Source organism: Natrinema sp. 1APR25-10V2 (assembly GCF_031626495.1).
Taxonomy (GTDB): Archaea; Halobacteriota; Halobacteria; order Halobacteriales; family Natrialbaceae; genus Natrinema.
Window position 1 is genome coordinate 992,872 of sequence record NZ_JAMQOJ010000001.1, and the last position, 15,507, is coordinate 1,008,378.

Here is a 15,507-nt window from a genome sequence, read left to right on the forward strand (position 1 = left end):
CTTCCGTAGACTGTTCCTCTGTACTGGGCGATCACCTCTTTAGCAAATCGGGTTGGATTTCGTACGTCATTCGCGCTGTGTATTCAGCGCGTCTACTGAAACACATCACATACCTAGGGTTTCAACAAGGCAGATGAAATCAAAGATAGATAGCCGGTAAAACCTCAACACGAGCAGAATCACCGACTATATCGGCAGATCAACTGGGTACGAGTACTCAAACACTTCGTCAAACACCTTCGCGGCCTCCTCAACGTTGTCACCTTGGACGATAACGCCAAACTCAAAGTTAGTCGAGAGACTCGTATCGGTCAGGTTCGCGCTTCCGACGTAGCAGACCCTATCGTCAACGATCACGATCTTCGCGTGGGTCGCAAACGCCTGAGATCCCTGTTTCTCGTCCCATCGGTAGAGGTCTCTCACCTCAAAGTTGTCGCGGTGGTCCTCGTCGATCAAGTCCCACATCTTGTTGAGCGTCGTTCGTGTATCACCTTCCTTGTCCGCAGTTTCTCGAGTCAGTAGTTGTGTCTCGACACCACGTCGAGGGAGACTCGCAAGGTCGGACACGAGTTCGAGTGATGGATCGAAGTACGGATTGGCAATCCGTATCGACGAATCGGCGTCAAACACCTGGTTGCGGATCGTAGAGGCGATACCGGGGATCGACCGGACTTGAGCAGAGGTCGGTTCGAATCCTCCCGGAAGTGTGGCCACGAACTCGACGACCTCGTCCTGGCCTGTCTGGGGGGAACGACCGTCTGATGCAATCACCGCGGCTTGCTGGGTCAGGACTCGGTCTACTTCGAGAGGATCAACCTCGAAAGTGTAGGCCGCAAAACCCCGTTCGTCGGTCGCCGATTGAGTTGCTGCCCCGTTCTTCTGAAGACAGGTGAAGAGGGCAGCCGCTTCTCGGGTGGTCAGCGGTGTTTCTAATCCCCGATCTACGTCTGCCCGAGTTACGTCGCTGTGGTCAAGGGCCAAAATGGTGTCTCGGATAGCGACGACACGGTCAAGGTCGTCGAACTGGCGGACCACCGCGAAGTTCGTACAAATCGAATCGTGGTCGTCGGTCACACGTACTCTGACTCCCAGAATGCGGGTATTCGACCTCTATCGCCGCCGACTAGATATCGGCGGTCAAGGTTCCCGTTGGCGCTCTCGCAAGCGACTTCACTCATGTGAAGGCACGCGTGGCAGGCACCGTCCTCATGTTCACACACGGGGTCGTAGACGCACTGCTGGACATCTGCGATTGTCTCGTCCACCCAAGGGTGAATCCTCGTCTTGAACAGTGTGTGCATCCCTCCTAGGGAGAAGTGTTCGGTGCTGCTCGCGTATAGGAAGATCGCCGGAACGCTCGGCATCACGTACTCCGAGATACTGTTACTGTCGAGACCACACTGTCCGCTCGCCTTCCGCATCAACGCGTGGCTCATCGAGTGGAGGAGCGTGTATACTTCACGTGTGAGATGGTCTTCGATGGGCGAGTAGTGGTCACGGAGTTCGTTGGTGTCCACGTTCTCCAAGAACCACTCCTTGAGGTCACTCTCATCGTCTGTATCGGGGCGCTCAACACCACGCAGTGCGCCCTTCTCGTCCAGCCACTCGATGATCGCGGATCGGTCTACTTGGAGGACGATGGCCTCAGAGGGAGTTTGGTCAACGTACACGGGGGTACTGTCCTCACCCCGGGGGTGTGGGAACGGCTGTAGATCTGTCCGCGACCGTTCAGGGCGGTCGCGTGTGAACCCGAATGTGTAGTTCAACAGGGGGAGATTGTCCACGACCCATGCCGACGCGATGTTCACTTTCTGGAGTTTTTCCGGGTATACCTCTGCCTCCGGGTTCGATTCGAGGAAATCTTCCTGCTCCAAGAGACCGTCTAGGGACAGAGGAGTGGGTTGTCGTTCCATTCCATCCGTAGTGTCTATGTTCCCTTCGTATCCCTGAGTTGAGCGAAGGTAGGTGAAGAGTTCGTGAGAAAGCGTCGAGTACGCCTGATCTACATCGCTATCGCTGCCTCGCTGAGAGGGGAGCTCAACACGTTCGCGGTTCTCTTCGACGACCTCCTCTCGCGTCGAACCCTTTATGGTGTCCTCCGCGACGTCAAAGACGTCTCCGAGATCCACACCACTCTCGATCATCTTTTCAACCTGATCTGCGCCCACTTTCTCCTTCAGCTCCTCTATCTGCTTCTCCCGGCGTTTTGCGTCGCGTTCGTCCGTCGTCATCCGGCCGAGTTCTTCATAGGTCTTCCCCTCCTCTTCGACGACGTCGTTGAGGTCGCCGAGGTGGGCGGCCATCAGTATACGGGCCCAGCTCTCCCCGTATTCGATGTCGTCGCTGTATCGTTGGTCGATTGGAAGGTTGACGAGGACGTCGCCTTGGGAGTAGTAGACGGAGTTGCTCGCTATCGGACGGAAGTAGACCCGTTCCTTGTTGCACTTGGTACAACGCTTCGACATGTTCCCACAGAAGTCGCCACACTCACCACAGTAGAAGTACCACGAAAGGGGGTCGTTGATGTTCTGCTTGTTGAGGTAGATGTTGTCGTATCCGTGATCCGGATTGCTGCAGGGTTGCGGGTTAATCGACATCATGTTCCCGCAGTCATGCACAAGAACGAAGGCGAGTTGACGGAGTTCACCGCCACACTCGGGGCACTCCCCGTTGGTGTAGACGAAGTGACTGGGCTCTTTCTTACTCACGACCCGGTGGCAACTCCGGTTCTGACAGTACATGGTCAGCGGGTAAAGCGATCCGACGACGCGGTTCGGTCGACGGAAATCTACGTCGTCCACTGTGAGGTCTACCCAGGGGTCCTCGTCGTCGTTCCGGAAGCTGGATGCGTGAGTGGCGATCTGTTCCGCGACGTAGTTCGCGTCAAGCGAGCTGACCTTGTCGGTCTCCCAACGGGATACTTTCATCGACAGTCCCCGTCGCCCGTAGTCAAACAGCGACTTGGGACCGAATCGATACATCACCTGCGCCAGACCGCGTTTCATCTCTGAATCTGCCATCGTCACTGCCTCCTGTCGAACATATTCAGCACCTGTGCGGTACCTGTATCGACGTCAATCGGAAGCTGCTCGTCAATGTCTCGTAGACTCCGCATCGGTCCTCGGTCGTCCTCATTACGCTTGATCATGTTCCCGATCCATCCTTGGTATCCATCCTTTGGATGGCCGGACATGCACCGTTCCCAGATATCTTCGAACTCCCGCTCGACTTTTCGCTCGTAGAGATCAACTGTCCGATCCTCCGCCCACTCAGGGCGCTGGTCGGACGTGACACAGTAGGACCGTTTCACGAATTCGAGGAGTTCGTCCTTTTCGAGATCGCCTGCACGCTGCGCCTCTCGGAACGAATCGTAGAGGTACACGCGCCCGGCAGAGGATTCGAGTTGCTCGTCGTAGTACTGGAGGAGCGTCGCAGCGAAGATACCCGGCATCGTACAGTTTACCGCGAACTCAGCCCAGCGTTCCAGCGGGGTCGCTTCGACGAGGAGGTCCTGGAAGTCGTGGTACCGGTCGAACCGCGTGTAGTGGGAGCGGTCACGGACGTGGACCGGGTTGAACAGGTTGAAGACAGTACCCGTGACTTGGCGACCGACACGGGAGTACGCCTGGATGTACTCCGCCGTCTGTCGTGGCATCCCGAAGAACGAGATGAAGTTCAGCGTGTCCACGTCGACGCCGTGGGATATCATGCTCGTCGCGTTCACTATATCCACTGGATCCTCGGGGTCATCCGATTCGAGACGGTCCAACACGTCACGAACAACATCGAAACCGGTCTCACCGCTCATCACTACGGAGTTCAGCGCGTCGCGCTCTTCATTCCGTGTCTCCAGCCACGGGTTGATCATGGAGGGGACGGCACGCTGTAGACGGTCGCTGTCCACCTTCTGGATGTTGTACGCGATCTGCGTATCGTAGTACTTCAAGATGTCCAAGATAGCGTTCCGTCTCTCTAAATCGTCGTCGGGAAGAGCGAGGTCAACGACCTCCCCGTACGGTGTCGTGCGGTGGTTTTCCCGTTCTAATGCCGCCGAGAGTTCGTCTGGGTTCCGCTGGTAGTGCTGGATAACGTCAGCGTACTCGCGGAGAACCTCAACCAACGCGTACGTCCGCGATACGTTGTGCGGGACGGAACCGACGATGCGACGACCGAGTCGGTGGGGATCCTCGTACGCATAGAACGACTGTTTGAGGAGTGGGCCCGGAGAGGGGTAGGTGTTCACGTCCTTCCAGTAGAGGGCGTGAACCTGGTTCTCGGCACCCTTGATCGTCGCCGTCGCGGTGACGTTCTTGATGTCCCAACCGTCACCGACCCGGTTGGCCCACTCTTGGAGGAACGTCTCGTAGTGGGAGTCGAACGCGCCGAACTCCTCACGGAGGAGGTGGAGTTCATCCTGAATAAGGATAGACGGCGGGTCCACCGGGTCGACGTCCTCAACGTCTTCGTCGCAGCTGTACCGTGAGTACCCCCGGTTCGCCACCAAGCATCGGTTCTCTCCCGAGAACCCGTGCTTCGGACAGCGTTTCTTCAACCGCCCGAAGAGGGTCCGGAAACGACGTTGCATCCCGACTACCGCGATCTTGTCAATCGTGCTCACCACGAAGGTCGGAGCGTACCGATAAACCTCTCGGTCCGTCACGTAGATGGGGAGCTCCTCTTCGTCGCAGTCGTCGTTCGTGCAGATGTGGAGGAGGCGCATCCGGTCGTAGTCGCCATCCAGTTCGACGGCATCCTCGCCACAGAACGGACACGTCGTCACGATCTTCCACTTCTCGGCATATCGACTGTTCTCCTCTTTCACCAGACTGATGTTGTCAGTGAGATTTCCGTCCTCGTCCGTCTCCATCAGTTGGTTCGGAGTGTTCCCGCTCCCGACGAAGTACCCGAGGCTGAACTCGTCGGTATCTGGGCACTCACGACGGCGAATCAGTTCTGCTTGCGCGAAGACGTCTGCGATACGCTGGAGTTGTTGGAGAGAGAGCAGCCGGAGGGGAAACTTCGTGAGCGCCGTCGTCCCGTGAGCCTTCCCCCTGAGTCGATCTCGGAACGCGGTGAAGACGACGAGGCCGAGGTATGCCTCGGTCTTCCCACCACCGGTAGGGAAGTAGATCACGTCAACCTCGTCCAAACAGTGGTCCTCAGCGTCGATATCTTCGGTTTGGGCCACGACGTCCGGGATGGCCATGACGATGTAGATGATCTGGAAGAGGTACCACTCCTCGTACTTCTCCCCCATCTGGTCGAACGTCTGGTTCATGAACTTGAACGCCGCTCGACTGTGGCCCACGTCGTCCCGGATGAGCTTCCGGCCTTGGTCGAAGCGCCGTCGTTCCTTCTCGAACGCCGCCAGGTTCTCGTCGAACTTCTCGCGTGCTTCGTCGCTCCGGTCGGTCAGGACTTCGGAGCGCATTGACTCGTATTGTTCCCGGGCTTCTTCCATCTCCCGAGAGATGCGGTCCAAGTGCGTCTCGATAGTTCCCCACGCGAAGTCGCTGAACGGGGCTGAGAGCGTCTCTCGGCTACGGTACTTCCGCTGCTCGTGAATCGGAACGGTCACCGTCTCTATCGTGGTGGGATCGGTTCGTTCGACGCTGCAGTTGCGTCCGAGACCATCCATCTCGGGGTCGTAGTGGTACTCGTTCCTGATCTCGTCGGAGACGAACGGCTCAATCGGGGTCTCCTCGACAGAAACTTCGGAGTTGACGTCGAAGAAGAAAGCCCGCCACTCCTCGCCTTTAGGGTTGAGCGCATCGGGATACTCAACACCGTGTTTGTTCACGAAGGAGACGGAGACGATGATGTCGTCCTCGTCGTATTGGGCTGTAAGTGATATCTCGAAATCCCACACCGGCGTCGGCGTGTCTCCACTGAATCGTTGTTCTAAGAACGTCTCGAAGGTTTCCTCGTCTTCCAGAGCAGTTTCCGGAATCTTGTCCTCGTTACGACTGTCTACCTCTTCTGGCGGGTCCGGCTCTCGGTACCGGCGCTCGTCTTGCCGGTAGGTCTCCATCGCATCCGTCAGCGCATCGTCGGCCGTGAGTGGGGGTAGCTCGCCGTCGGACTTTGCGGCTCGCTTTAGGTCGCCTGCAGTAACTGTGAGAGGGCCAGCTTCAATCTGAACTCGTTCGTACACTGGTCGGAGCTCCTCTAGTGACGCGTCGTCTCCTGCATACTCCCCGGATTCTTCGTCCTCGGAATCTCCTGCGTCGGACTCTTCGTCCTCCTCAGGCGGTGTGAGCGCATCGTCTTCAGCAATCTCCGGATCGAATCCGACGGGCCCACCGAATTCCTGTTGCTCCTTGTAGGTCGGTAGACGGCGATAGTAGACCTTCGCAGTAGGATTGATCGTCACCGCCACGTCGTCCGGAACTGACGCTGGGAGCTTGAACTGGAGCCCCATAGTGAAGGGCGCAACTCGTGTGGCGATGTTCCCGAACGCGTCGTCGGACTCTTGGGCTTCGCGGTACTGGTACTGGCTCGCTAGTGCGCCCGCAAAGAACTGGTCCTTCGGATTAACGTCGTAGACGGTCTGACCGTAGTCGCCTCGTCCCGTGATTCGTTCGACGAGTCGTTCCAGTAGAACGTTGTTGACAGCTTGGTGCTGCTGATATTCCTTGTCATCTTCGTCTATCTCGTACGCGTCGTCCGGTGGTCGAACGTACCCACGGGAGTCGGATTGTGGTGGGATTTCACGCGGCCCAAGGCCCATATGCTCTCGTCATAGCAGAGTATCATAAGTTTAGGGAAGGAGTCCAATCCAGGATGACAAATCTAGCTGGAGAATAGGTTACTCGGTCCACTCGTCCAGTTGCCGTATAACAGCCTGGAACTAGAGGAGTGCAGCAGCAGAAACCAAGATGGCACAGTACATTCAGACAAGGTTTTGACTAACTAGAGACTATACGAAGTGGTCAGAACCCACGTAATCGTCCTATCTGTGAACTCTTGGCCTCGACACCCTCCTCTATCGATTGGACGTTGAGTCGGAAGAGGTACTTCCCGATCTCGAAGTCGCTGAGGCGGATGTCCGGACTCTCCGACAGCATTACGTCGTCTAGTGTTCCGTCGGCGGCAGATCGAAGTGCTGTCTGTCTGAGTGCTTTCTTCAGACGACTGTATATCGTCTCCATCTCCTGTACGGCGTTCCACACCAGGCTGAAGTTCTCTTTCACACCGTCGAGATCGTACGCATCGGCGATAGCCCAGAAGCTCTTCTTCGACCGCGTCCGGTGGACTTCCATCTCGTACCACCGCTCGTAGGTGCCGCGGTTCTTGTTGAGACCCTGTTGCTCCATCTTCTCAACGAAGTCGTCAAGGTCGTCACCGGTCTTCTCCAAGGCAGCTTCAAGGTTGACTTTCCACAGGTTCGCGTAGTAGTACAGTCCGACGTCTCCGCGTTCACGAATCAACGCGTACAGTTGGTCACGCATCTCGTCAGTGTCTTTCAGGTGGACGACGACATCGTGTTCCTTGAGGCGCGAGGCGTTCTTCTTGAACAGTTTGTCGTGGCCTTCGCGCACGGTGTACACTTCGGTGTCCTTGCGAAGATACATGGACAAGCCGTCGTCAAAGTGGACGTCAAGACAGTCGGTCTCGGTTCGTCCACCAGAGGTGGTTGTCTGTTGCGTGGAGGACGTCTCGTACTCGGTAGGGTCGAAGTCTTCGCTGTCCTCGTAATCTGTTTCGTACCCTCGCACGATTTCACCTAGGTCTTCTCCTTCGGCCTCATCTACGGAGATGTCATCACCGAGATCGCTCGTACTGGGCTCCTCATACTCGGGGAGGTCAATGTTCACACGTTCGACGTCCGCGGGTTCGTCCGTAGCGATACGGGTCAGGTTGTTGATCACGTTCCAGAACATCGTGTCCGCAATCGACTCAAAGGAATCCTCCAAGGCGTCCACCTGTGAGTGGAGGAGACCCATTTCGATGGGATACGCCAGGACGATAGCGTCTGTTGCGACGTCGGTGCGGAGGAGATCACGGTCGCCCCACCTAAGTGCGCCGTATAGGACGACGTGGTCCGTCGGGTCTGCCGAGCGAATACTGTGGGTGTCGTGTATCGAGAGGTCGTCACCCAGGTCACGGTAGAGAGCAGCGTGCTCAGACTGGAGAAACGTCTTGAGTGCCTGCTGTTGACTCTCTGTCGCAGTGACGACGGAAATCGAGTCCCCTCTGTCGAGTGCACCGTAGAGCAGGTTGTCAACTAGCACGCCCTGTTTCTTATCGCTCGCAGGCACACTGTCCCAAAGTTCCTCCAACTCTTCGAGAGCCGAGACTACATCCCGAAACGTGCCGGTTGCGGGATTAGCCTTGGGATCGGACGCGATGCGGCCCGCGAACCGATCAAGTTGCGCGAGCCGGCTCGATATCGTCGTCCGCCGGGCATGAAAGTCGGCCACGTCAAGGGGGGTCAAGAGTTCGCGGAAACTGCCCAGAGTATACCGCACGAGCTGCTGGCCTCGCTTGAGGATATCGGCGTCCAGCTCTCGCGCTAAATACTCGAACCTCGCTCGACGGTCGTTTGCCCGTTTTAGGGCTGTGAGGAGGTCCCCGTCACCGCACGTATGGACGTCGATAGAGAGCCCCGAAACGCGGTTCTGCTCCCGCCTAGCGACGACCTGCGCACGGTGGGTTGTCGGACTCACTTCCTCGTCGGTACCTAACCACTCGTGCCCACTATCTCGATCACTCTCGACTACGGCAGACAACAGCCGAGGTGGCCACGTCCAGAGGAATGCTCGTCCACGTAGTTTCTCTACAAGGTCTGACGTCGGATTGCTCGTGAAGTAGACTATCGCGGGCACGTCGTTTCGCTGTTTCCATTTCCATAATCGGAGGAGACGTTCTTCGTCGTACTTTACAGAGCCGTCGTAGATTACACATCGAACCCGGTCTCCGACATCATCCGAAGGAATACGCGTGCTCGTGTACGAGAAGAGAAATCGCGCAGGCTTGTCGGGGTAGTTCAGGTTCTTCGTTACTGTCGCTGGGGAGCCGTCTTTCGTCACGTTAGCTATCGGGGTCTCCTCACGCGCATAGGGAGACTTATCGTGTGGCGGCCGCATCGACGTCGGAGCAAGCTGCCGGAACCGTTCGCGGAATTCCGTGTTGGAACTGAGCAGGAAAACCGCGTTACGGCCATCTACCTTGGGTCCGAAGAGTGCTTCAAGGGCGTAGAGGTGCAGAAATTCGGCTCTGTCGGACGGCGTCACGACGACGAGGTCTTGTCCTCGTTCTACCATCGCGTTAAGCAGGCCTGCGTGTACTCTCGTCGTGGCTGGGAAGTGGACTAGTCGCTCTTCGTCAGCGAGATTGCCAGACGAGATGAACGGCGATTTAACCGCTGGCGTGTCAAAGAGCGCGCTGAGCGGCACAACTCTGACAAAACGATCAGAGCTGGAAATAGTTTACTAAAGTTGAACGACAACGATTATGAATAAAACTTAGATGACATTTCAATTGTTAGTACCGACGTCTTGATCCTCCCTCATGCTGAGGAAATCACGGAGATTCTCTTGACCGGTCTCTATTGAAACTGGTTCCATCCCCAGAAGGGTGTCGGAGGCAAATAGTATGACCCACCTCCGAATCGGGGGACGATTAACCGCGTCACAGATACAGTCAATGGTATAGGTTTGGCCATCTAGTACTACACCTGAATACTGTGCGAAGATCGGCACCCCAATGCCGGGTTCTAGCCTTGTTCGAAACAGAAGAAAATTGAAATCCGTGCATTGGGAGGGGACTTTGTCAACCCCTATTAGGTTTGCACCAGCCTCAACAAGTTCCTCCAATAGGGATTGAAGCGTCGTTGTTTCTGTTGACTCCTGTGTTGGTTTGCGTTCTTTCGTGAGGAACTTGCGTACGTTCTCAATTCCTTCTTCAAAAGATATCTCGGGAGTCCCGAGTATTCCTGTGCTATAAATAGGAATTCGATGGCAGAAGTGTACATTTGTATGGTAAACGTCCGTCCACATCGTTGGGTATTCCTTGCCGTCGAGAGTAACATAGTCCACTTTCGGAATATCCTCCTTGAGTGGACTATAGCCTCTCCATGAGTGGTAGAGAAGTAGCATCTTCCCATCTACAAGTTGTCCTTTTGGGATAGCTATGAAGTTGATGTCATCAGCATTTGCCGTTTCAGAGAGTTGCTGGAAGGGGATTTGTGATTTCATGCGCTACTCAGAAAATTTGTCGCATATATTAGTGTATATCATTCAGTGAAATTTTCTTCGAGTGCATTATGGATGCGATCCGGTCTGCAGTAACGTTGCTTAAGTTGACGGCGCTCACGTTTTGAGAGAGTACAATATCTCTCCTTGATGTTATCAGGCCAATCAGGGGGCGTAGCTATGCCAGGCTTGATTGTTACGTTCAGGGTCTCCCCCATTGTAACGATAAAGACATCATACGAGGAATACCCCCGCTGGTCAACGAGAAGTTCATGCAACCTTTCTGCTTCCTGAGCTACTTGATCGCTTGCATTCTTCTTTATTGTAAACACCATGGGGTCGTGTTTAGACACCACTACTAGAGCAATATATACTTTCCCTCGACACGAAATGGTATATTTCAGGTATTTTTAGAGGGGAATACTTTCTCACTCGTCAATTCCGAACTATGAACAAAGAAAAGTATCGTCAGTAAGTACACATACTGATTCATCGGCTGAGTCGGAGCCAGCCTGCGTCGTCCTCCTCACGCAGTTCCTTAATTTCTTCGTACAGACGGGTGTTCTCCTCGCGCAGTTCCTCGATCTCGTTCTCTAGGTTATTGATCCGGTCTTCGTTCATGGAGCAGTGGGTCTTTGCCGAGTCGCGTGTATCCGCCAGATAGTCATCGTGCCAGTCGATGATATCCCACAGTCGCTGGATCTCCGTAACGATGTTCCGCGCTTCAATGTTGTCAGTGTCACCGATATGCTTCACCCGGAGTCGCTCGAGGCGGGAGTCGAGCGTTTGCAGTAGTTGGTTCTCCATTGCGCCCTTGTGTGAGTCGAAGCTGTCGTCGGTGACCGCCTTCTCCTCGATCTCCTCAACACGCTCGGCCGCGGACTTGGCAGTGTTCCTCGTCCGGGAAACTTTCTTGCGATAGCTCTGGACTGATTCCTTCGCGCTCTCAGCTTCCTGTTTTGCTTCGTGTACTGCTTCGGAAACCTCGTCGAATGACGCAGGTATCTCGAGTTCCTCGTGGTTCGAGTTGACCCAAAACTGTCCCTCGACGGTCAGATGATAGCGCGGAGGGTCGTCGTCTTCGCGAGCGACCAGCCCGTGATCAATCAGGCTGGGGTCACGGTCGACGAGACGATACCAGACTGACTGCCGTTTGTCGCCCGTCTCACGCATGATCTGCGCGAGCGTCTTGGGGTTGTCCGCGTCGTCCAGCGCGAGCATTACACGTTGGGCGATGCGGTCGATACTATCGTGTTCGTTCGCGATTTCTTGACTCATATATAATATAAACTAGCTGTCGTCCTAAAGGAGCTACCATCAAATATTTGATACTATTTGACACCAGCGACACCCCATTCATGGGAATGGGGTCTCGTCTCACAAGGCACTTCTCGAGTAGAGAGGAATGCAATGAAAAACTGGAAGCTGGGTGGGCAACCCACAGGGGGCGAACAGGAAGAGATCAGAAGAGATGCGAATCTCTTGTTTGGGGCATGGGTCTCGAAAGAACGCAACCCGGAACCTGCTCGAGATCTCGAGCAGGAGAATGGGTAAGAGAAAGATGAGAACATGGGAAGGGAAACCAACCAAAACCCGCGGCGGGGTCAGTCGGGTGCGTCGGGGCGGCCGTCGTCGGTCAGTCGAGGACAGGGAGCAGCTCGCGAGATCGTGACCTTGTGATCCTCGGCCAGTCGCTGCGCGACCGCGGATACGTGTTCCACTGGAATCAACGGTCGCCCAGTTCGTGTCTCGAGCACGCAGTCGAAATACTGAGCGACCCAGTCCGCGCCGCGGATGACAGCGACGCGTTGGCCCTCGTATCGTTTCCTCGCGAGTTTGATCGCGACGTCCGCGGACGGTCGCCCGCGGGGCTCGATAGACCCGTCCGCGTTTACCCGGACGTGCTTGGGTTTCAGAGTGCTCATACGCGATACACCTCCGTTTCATCCACAACATTGTAGATCACGTCACCCTGTTCCGCGAGCTTGTCCAGCGTGGCAGAGACAGTAGACTGATCAAGTGATAATTCCCCAGCAAGTTCAGTGGCGGTCACTTCTCCGCGTTCATCGAGTTCATCACGAACCATCTGGATGCGTTTGGCCTGTGCAACATCGTCGTCAGAGGACTCATCAGAGTCCGTATTTTCGAGGATATCCTGCACATCGTCGTACGCGTCACCATCCAACTCGAACTCACGCATCACGGCATACACATCAGTCTCAGGGTTCTTGAGCACGTACTCGCGAACGTCCTGAGACGACACACCGGGGGCGATTTGGAATCCCTCCGAGTCAGTAGTATCGGACTCGCCATCCGGGTGATGATACATTAACGCAGGGGTATCGTCAGCGTCCAGTTTAGCGGACCGCACGTACAGAGTCTTTACGGCCTCACGCTGTGTCGTATTCAGATACTGATACGCTTCCTCCGTGAACTTGACACCGAACATTGCTCGGGGACGATCCCCATCCTCGTCCGTATACTGACCGATATGCCAGTATCCGCCACCGCGTTTGTTCAGCGCACGGATGAACGTCGATTTATTGTGTACCTTCCCGGAGTCTCTGGAGTCCATCCACGCTTGGTAAACCGAGTGTGTGACTTCCGTGGGGATTCCATGACCGGTTGCGGGTTCGATGTACCGTGATTCGAACCCTGCGACATCGTCGGCGAGTTTCATGTACTCTTGGTACCGTTCTTCCGGGTCCGATCCAAGCTCATTCGAGAAGCAATTGTTCTCGAGGAGACGCTGCAGCCCCTCAACAGCGACGTTCAGAATCCCCGACATCGATTCATCAGTTAGCAGATCATCACGCAGTTCATCGCGGGGACGAGCCTGTTTCTCGTGGGGTTCAGTAGGGTCCTGAACGAAGTCATACGGGAAACGGACCCACAGCAGTCGCCGTGGAATCGCATTGCCCGACTCGTCGACGAGCCGAGGCGGTTGATTAGCACTGAACATGAGCTTGCACGTATTCATGATAGTATAGGGCTGCTCCCGCTTCCGCTCGATCATGATCTCGTCCTCACCGGTGAGCTGTTTGAGCTTGTTAAGCTTCGAGCCGTAATAATCGTCCCCGGAGGTGTCACCGTCGATATTCAGGAGCTTCCCCTCTAGGTTGGCGAGCCCAAAATCAGACGATGAGGTCATACGTTCGAGCCCGACACCAGTCGTATTATCAGACCCGAGGAAATCGCGCAGGATCTCCATGAACACCCCTTTTCCGTTCTGACCGTCGCCGACAAGGATCAGGAACTTGTGGAGAGGCATCCCTGAGGCCAGCGTGAATCCAACCCATTCCTCGAGCGTGCGGCGATCTTCTTCCGAGTCGGTGATCTCAGCGAGAAACTCTTGGAATGCGTCCCCAGATGCATCAGGGTCGTACTCGACAGGAATACTGACGGTGAATCTATACTTGGGATCATGATCGTGCAGTTTCTCTTCTTCAACATCCAGCACGCCATTATCCACACAGATCAACTCTTCATCAAACTCGCCTGCGTTGAGCGCGTCAGGATCGGTTGGCGAGACCGCTTTGAGGCGGGTGTACACCTCCTTCCACCGATACGTAGGGAGTGTAGTCACATACTCGCGCAACTGGGATTCAACGAAGGCCACACCATTACGTTGATAGGTACCTGTCTCCGCATCGTACAGATACAGCGGACGACTGGATACCCCCGCTTCTTCGACCGAAAGAGTCAGGAAGTTATACTCGTCCTCGAATTTCTGCGCGAGGTAATGTTCTTTCTCAGCCTGTGTGGGGTCAGGACGATCATCAGATTCCACCCGGTCTTTGCGCCACTTACAGTAGTCGCGGTACCAAGTGGGGCCACTAGCATCAGTGGTCATCTCGTAGTATACGTCGTTGAGGTACTCCTGCAGTTCCGTATCGAAATCCGCGATAGGACTGTCAGTGTCCGCGGATACGATATCCATCGCGTCCGCGTCCTCGCGAGCGAGTAGGAACGATCCCTCGCGGATGATGGACATACATCCTTTTTTGAACCCATCTGGGTCGCGATGACGATGATAGGGGATGATCAGATGCTGACCATCACGAGATACGGTGTACCACACACCGCGGTCATCGAGCGGCTCAAGATCGATCTCGATCTCAGGCTCTCCTCCGAAGGTATCGATCACGTTACGAATGACGACGAAGTCAATTTCAGAGTCTTCGGGAATTGTGTACCCGATTTCGTCAGGGTCGTATTCACCACCACGCTCCCAGTTCTCATACACGTCGTCGAACTGGTAACGCATGTGATCGGCCGGAGGGTTAGACTCGATATACCCCTTCTCGTAGAGGGTACCTCCTGCGTGGTTCTCGATCCACCGATCATCGTCAGTGACGAGTTCGGCGGGGACATGGATGTCACACTGTGCTGCTAGATCGTGGGCGTCCGTTGACGTTTTGGGATTCATGTATATCGTATATGGTGTTCTGGTGAGTGGACGCCCGAAACTGGGGAGAAAAACCTAGGGAACGAAACACATTAGGACTATTAGCCTAATATCGAATCGTCCCAAGGCACCGTACAATGCCCCAGACCCGGGACGCCCAACTTACTTCGCCGCGTGATCTGCCTCACACAGATCGCGCGGGAGCGGTTCCAAGTTATTCGACCCGGAGGCGCACCTCCGTCGAGCCATCGGGTAGTTCGACGATATCCTTGACGACAGACTCGGGGGAATCCCAGTCGCCGTCATAGATATCTGCATTGACCCGAAACACGGGACCTGTTACTGTACTCCGTTCGACCAAGCGTTCTTTTGATTCGGATTGAGCCATGATGATATTATATATCTAATAGTATTTAGGTGTTGTTACGACCGTAACTAATCCAAGATCACCGCGTCGTCTGCAGCAACAATGATATCATCGGGGGTATCATCGCGCGTGGGTGAACACAGGACATCGCCCCGGACTCCGATCTCGATAATATCCCCATCGGTCGGCTCAGGGACATCGCGATCATCAGTGCACCCGATGACTATTTCTTCGCCGTCCTGCCAGACCTCAGCGTCTGTCCACAGGCCGTCGACAGTCGCGTCGATGATGTTGTCGGTACTTTGATTACTTGTCGATACGTCTGATCCCGTGACGTCGGCGAACGTCGATTGTGTGATACTCATTTGGGTCGCACCTCGTTCGTCGGCGTCTTCCATCGGGCGGCTGTGACCCGCCCGATTTCTGACGTGTTAGATACTATTGCACTGGAGGATTATATACTTTGTTACAACCGTAACGATTCAATTGAAATCCAATTGTCGTGGTCCGTGCAGACCAATTTAACTCTCTGAGTT

11 protein-coding genes are annotated in these 15,507 nt (G+C 55.2%); all 11 read right to left on the minus strand.

Annotated features, from left to right (window positions below; genetic code table 11):
• Positions 1-186 precede the first annotated feature (186 nt).
• Entirely contained in the window at positions 187-1,074 is an 888-nt protein-coding gene (locus NDO75_RS05120) for a phosphatidylserine/phosphatidylglycerophosphate/cardiolipin synthase family protein (RefSeq protein WP_310905014.1), read from the minus strand.
• Positions 1,071-3,020 (minus strand): DUF1998 domain-containing protein, encoded by a 1,950-nt coding sequence (locus NDO75_RS05125; protein ID WP_310905015.1) that lies wholly within the window; start codon positions 3,018-3,020, stop codon positions 1,071-1,073. Before NDO75_RS05125 ends, NDO75_RS05120 begins: the two co-directional genes overlap by 4 nt.
• 2 nt (positions 3,021-3,022) lie before the next feature.
• Positions 3,023-6,730: a helicase-related protein gene (locus NDO75_RS05130; protein ID WP_310905016.1), complete on the minus strand. Its 3,708-nt coding sequence runs from the start codon at positions 6,728-6,730 to the stop codon at positions 3,023-3,025.
• Between the two features lie 202 nt (positions 6,731-6,932).
• Positions 6,933-9,398, minus strand: coding sequence for a DrmE family protein (locus NDO75_RS05135; RefSeq protein ID WP_310905017.1), 2,466 nt, complete (start codon positions 9,396-9,398; stop codon positions 6,933-6,935).
• Positions 9,399-9,479: 81 nt separating this feature from the next.
• A complete protein-coding gene (locus NDO75_RS05140; RefSeq protein ID WP_310905018.1) occupies positions 9,480-10,199 on the minus strand; it encodes a hypothetical protein in 720 nt (239 codons plus the stop codon).
• A 38-nt stretch (positions 10,200-10,237) separates the two neighbouring features.
• Positions 10,238-10,549: a hypothetical protein gene (locus NDO75_RS05145; RefSeq protein WP_310905019.1), complete on the minus strand. Its 312-nt coding sequence runs from the start codon at positions 10,547-10,549 to the stop codon at positions 10,238-10,240.
• 136 nt (positions 10,550-10,685) lie between these two features.
• A complete protein-coding gene (locus NDO75_RS05150) occupies positions 10,686-11,474 on the minus strand; it encodes a hypothetical protein (RefSeq protein WP_310905020.1) in 789 nt (262 codons plus the stop codon).
• Positions 11,475-11,800: 326 nt separating this feature from the next.
• Entirely contained in the window at positions 11,801-12,121 is a 321-nt protein-coding gene (locus NDO75_RS05155) for a hypothetical protein (protein WP_310905021.1), read from the minus strand.
• Positions 12,118-14,625, minus strand: a complete 2,508-nt coding sequence (locus tag NDO75_RS05160; protein WP_310905022.1) for a phage/plasmid primase, P4 family — start codon at positions 14,623-14,625, stop codon at positions 12,118-12,120. The genes NDO75_RS05155 and NDO75_RS05160 overlap by 4 nt, the downstream gene beginning before the upstream one ends.
• A 193-nt stretch (positions 14,626-14,818) precedes the next feature.
• Positions 14,819-14,992, minus strand: a complete 174-nt coding sequence (locus NDO75_RS05165; protein WP_310905023.1) for a hypothetical protein — start codon at positions 14,990-14,992, stop codon at positions 14,819-14,821.
• A 47-nt stretch (positions 14,993-15,039) separates the two neighbouring features.
• On the minus strand, positions 15,040-15,369 hold the full coding sequence (locus tag NDO75_RS05170) for a hypothetical protein (protein WP_310905024.1): 330 nt from the start codon (positions 15,367-15,369) through the stop codon (positions 15,040-15,042).
• Positions 15,370-15,507: the final 138 nt, after the last annotated feature.